The organism is Candidatus Binataceae bacterium (assembly GCA_036495685.1).
Lineage (GTDB): Bacteria > Desulfobacterota > Binatia > Binatales > Binataceae > JAFAHS01.
Genome location: DASXMJ010000083.1, coordinates 1 through 3,666 on the forward strand (window position 1 = coordinate 1; position 3,666 = coordinate 3,666).

The following is a 3,666-nucleotide window of genomic DNA, read 5'->3' on the forward strand; positions in this document are numbered from 1 at the left end:
CTGCCTGCAGATTGGTGGCCGCGCAGCCCGGATGGCAGGCGACGCTGATCATGCGCGCGTGCGCTTTTTCGAGGCGGCGCTGCAACTCCAGACAGAACAGGAGGTTGGCGAGCTTGCTTTGCCCATAGGCAAGCCACTTGCGGTACCCGTGCTCCCAATTCAAATCGTCAAAACGAATCGAGCCTATCCGATGAGCACCGCTGCTCACCGTGACCACCCGCGCGCCGTCCGTGGCTAACAACAGATCGAAGAGCAAACCGGTGAGCGCGAAGTGACCGAAGTGGTTGGTGCCCATCTGCATTTCGAACCCGTCGGCGGTGCGCCGATACGGGATAGCCATCACGCCGGCGTTGTTACACAAGATATTGAGCCGGACATGGTTTTTTCGAAACGCCTCGGCGAATGCGCGCACCGAGCTCAGGCTGGCCAGGTCGAGTTCCATCGCCTCGACCGCGGCATCGGGAATCGCAGCCTTTATCTGCGCGATTGCCGCGCTTGCCTTGTCCATGCCGCGGCAGGCCAGTATCACGGCGGCCCGGTGGCGACCGAATTCGAGCGCCGCTTCATAACCGATGCCGCTGTTTGCGCCTGTGACGATGATGGTCTTGCCCGACAGGTTGGGAAGGTCGGCTGCGGTCCACTTGGGATTGGGCATGGAAATTCCTCCGGCGCAGAGAGACAGGCTAGGACCTATGCGAGCGCCTTGGCAGCCTTTTTCCTCATTCGACCGCCGGATACAAGACCAGTTGCGTGCATCGGAACAGGGCAATGGTTTTTCCGCTCTCCTCGGCGATGACCGTCGCATCCCACACCTGGGTAGTACGCCCGCCATGTACCAGCGTCGCCCGGCATTCCACGATTCCCTTGCGGACCGTGCCCAGAAGATTCGCCTTAAGCTCGATGGTGGTATGTCCCGTCGCGCCTTGAGGCAGCGCCTCGACGGTACCCGATCCACAGAGACTGTCCGCAAAGCTCAGCAGCACCGCCGCGTGAATAAACCCATTGGGCGCCAGAAACTCGGGCCGGACCTGAATTCGCCCGATCACGGTGCCGGGCTCCGCGCTGACGACCTCGATCCCGAGCTCGCCGACCCAGCTGTTCTCCTTTAGGCGGTTGTGTTCGCGGGCGGTGGTCACGACGGCGAGACCGGGTCTGGCGCGGGCCGCGGCGTGAGGCCGAACGCCTTGGCGAGCAACCGGTAAGAATTGAGACGGGCCTGATGATCGTGCGTGATCGTCACGATCATGACTTCTTCGGCGCCGAGCACGCTCGCCATATCGATTAGCCGGTCGCGCACGTCGTTTGCTTCGCCGATCACGATTCGCGGCCACTCACCGTTGTCGGGACGGTCGGGTCCTGACTTGTTCTCCAACTCCTTTACCGCTTCCTCCACCGGGGGAATCTGCGAGCGAATTCCCTGCCGGATGCGCCGGCCAAACACGCGTACACTCGAGAAAAGCCGCTTGGCCTCGTCTTCGGTCGCGGCCGCGATCGCGCCGAGCGCCAGCACCACCACGGGCTTGGCCAGACCTTCCGAGGCGCGGAAATGCGAGCGGTAGTATTCGATCGCCTGGCGCGTGGGAACCGGGTCGATGAAATGCGCGAACGCATATGGCAAACCGACCTGCCCTGCCGCCGCGGCGCTCCACATGCTCGAACCGAGCATCCACACCTCCGGCCCGCCGGGCATCTCCGGCGACAGCTCGATGCGGCTGAAGGGATGGTCGGGACGAAAGCCGCGGTTCATAAACGCGAGCAGCTCCATCAGCTGCCGCGGAAAATCGTCGTCTGCCGGCTGGTGCTCGCGATCACGACGCAGGGCGAAGGAATCCACCGGACTGCCGCCGGGCGCGCGCCCCAGCCCGAGATCGATGCGCCCGGGATACAGCGCGTGCAGGACTTTGAACTGTTCGACCACTTTCATCGGGCTGTAGTGCGGAAGCATCACCCCGCCCGATCCCACCCGCATCGAGGAAGTCTCGGCCGCTACCCGTGCGATCATGATTTCCGGGGCGGGACTCGCAAACGCGGCAGTCGCGTGGTGCTCCGCGATCCAATAGCGATGGTATCCCAGCGCTTCGGCGAGCCGCGCTAGTTCGATGGTATTGCGCAGGGCCTCGGCGCTGGTGTGCCCCGCTGGAACCGGAGATTGATCGACGATCGAGAGTTTCAAGCTCAGTTACCTTTAGCTGAGTGTGCGACATCCCGCACCGTGTGAAAAGCGCGGTCCGAAATAGACGGGCGCCTGCTATCCATGAACTCCGCGCATTCCCGTCCAGCTCTGCTGATTCAATCAGCGCGGTTGCTGGCATTCATTAAGATCTCGCTTACGCGCTGAGTCGCCCGCAGGTTGCTGCTCGACGCGGCGTCAACTGACCAGCACCGCGTCATCCACCTCACGGTGCGGGCTCATCATTTCATCCTGATTGCGAGATCGGAGCCGTCTTGCCTCACAGGCATCCTGTTTGCATGGTTGCCTGACAGGCAACTTTACGCTGGTCGCGGCCGGGGGATTCGGAACCCGTGACCGGCACTGGAGGGAACATCCATGGGCGAACCAACCGGATCTCTGCGCAGGGAATGCCTTAACTTCACCGGCATCACCTCGATGGCGATCGCGCTGATCTCGCCGACCATGACCGCAGCGCTCATTGTGCCGCTCATGTACAGTAACGCCGGCAACGGCAGCTGGATGGCCTACCTGTTCGGCACGGTGATGCTGCTGTTCGTCGCGCTGAACTTGAACCAGTTTGCGCGGCGCTCGAGCGCAGCGGGCTCGATGTACGGCTATACGGTAATGGGGCTTGGGACCACCGCCGGCAATATCTCGGGATGGTGCCTTATCTGGGCCTACCTGTTTATTGGTACCGCCGGTATGACCGGCTTCACGATCTTCGCGAGCACCCTGCTCGACATGGCCGGCATTCACGTCGGTCCGCTGCCGCTGTTTGCGGTGTGCGCCGGCAGCATCTGGTACCTCGGCTACAAGGACATTCGCCTTTCCAGCAACCTGATGCTGCTGCTGGAGGGCGTGTCCGTCGCACTCATTCTGTTGCTGTGCGCGATCGTTCTGTTCGGTCAGAAGTCGGCAGTGGACATGAACCAGATTGGCTTGAAGGGCATCTCGTTCTCGGGAATCGCGCTGGGCGTGGTGACCGCGATTTTCAGCCTGGTCGGCTTCGAATGCGCGACCGCGTTCGGCGAAGAAGCGGTTGAGCCGCTGCGCACCATACCACGTGCGGTAATCGTGAGCTTGCTCCTGACCGGTGCATTTTTCATCCTGGTCTCCTACACCCAGGTGCTCGGCTTCACCGGTTACAAAACCCCGCTGGACAAGATTGACGCTCCGCTCAACGTGCTGTCGGACATGATGAAAGTCGGCTGGCTCAAGGCGCCGATCTCATTCGGCGCGATGGTGAGCTTCTATTCGCTGGCGCTGTCGTGTATGAACTCGGGCGCACGCATCCTGTATCCGATGGGCAAGCTGGGCGTGTTTCATAGCTCGGTGGGCAGCTCGCACCAGACCAACGAGACCCCGCACGTCGCGGTGACCTTGATGGCCGCGCTCATCCTTCTGTCGTCGGTGCTCCTGACCAAGGTCTTCAAGCTCGAAATCCTCGATGCGTTCAATGACGCGGGGACCTTTGGAGCCTTTGGATTTTTGGG

The 3,666-nt window shown here is 61.9% G+C and carries 4 protein-coding genes; 1 reads left to right on the top strand and 3 read right to left on the bottom strand.

Features of this window, described 5'->3' with window-relative positions:
* The 3 genes from VGI36_09015 to VGI36_09025 form a co-directional block, all read right to left on the bottom strand.
* Positions 1 to 655 (bottom strand): oxidoreductase (locus tag VGI36_09015; GenBank protein HEY2485278.1); only part of this gene is annotated, 655 nt, incomplete at its 3' end.
* 64 nt (positions 656 to 719) lie between these two features.
* A complete protein-coding gene (locus tag VGI36_09020) occupies positions 720 to 1,136 on the bottom strand; it encodes a PaaI family thioesterase (protein ID HEY2485279.1) in 417 nt (138 codons plus the stop codon).
* On the bottom strand, positions 1,133 to 2,173 hold the full coding sequence (locus tag VGI36_09025) for an LLM class flavin-dependent oxidoreductase (protein HEY2485280.1): 1,041 nt from the start codon (positions 2,171 to 2,173) through the stop codon (positions 1,133 to 1,135). Before VGI36_09025 ends, VGI36_09020 begins: the two co-directional genes overlap by 4 nt.
* Positions 2,174 to 2,548: 375 nt before the next feature.
* On the opposite strand from VGI36_09025, the gene VGI36_09030 reads away from it, so the two are divergent.
* On the top strand, positions 2,549 to 3,666 hold a 1,118-nt coding region (locus VGI36_09030; protein ID HEY2485281.1), incomplete at its 3' end, for an APC family permease.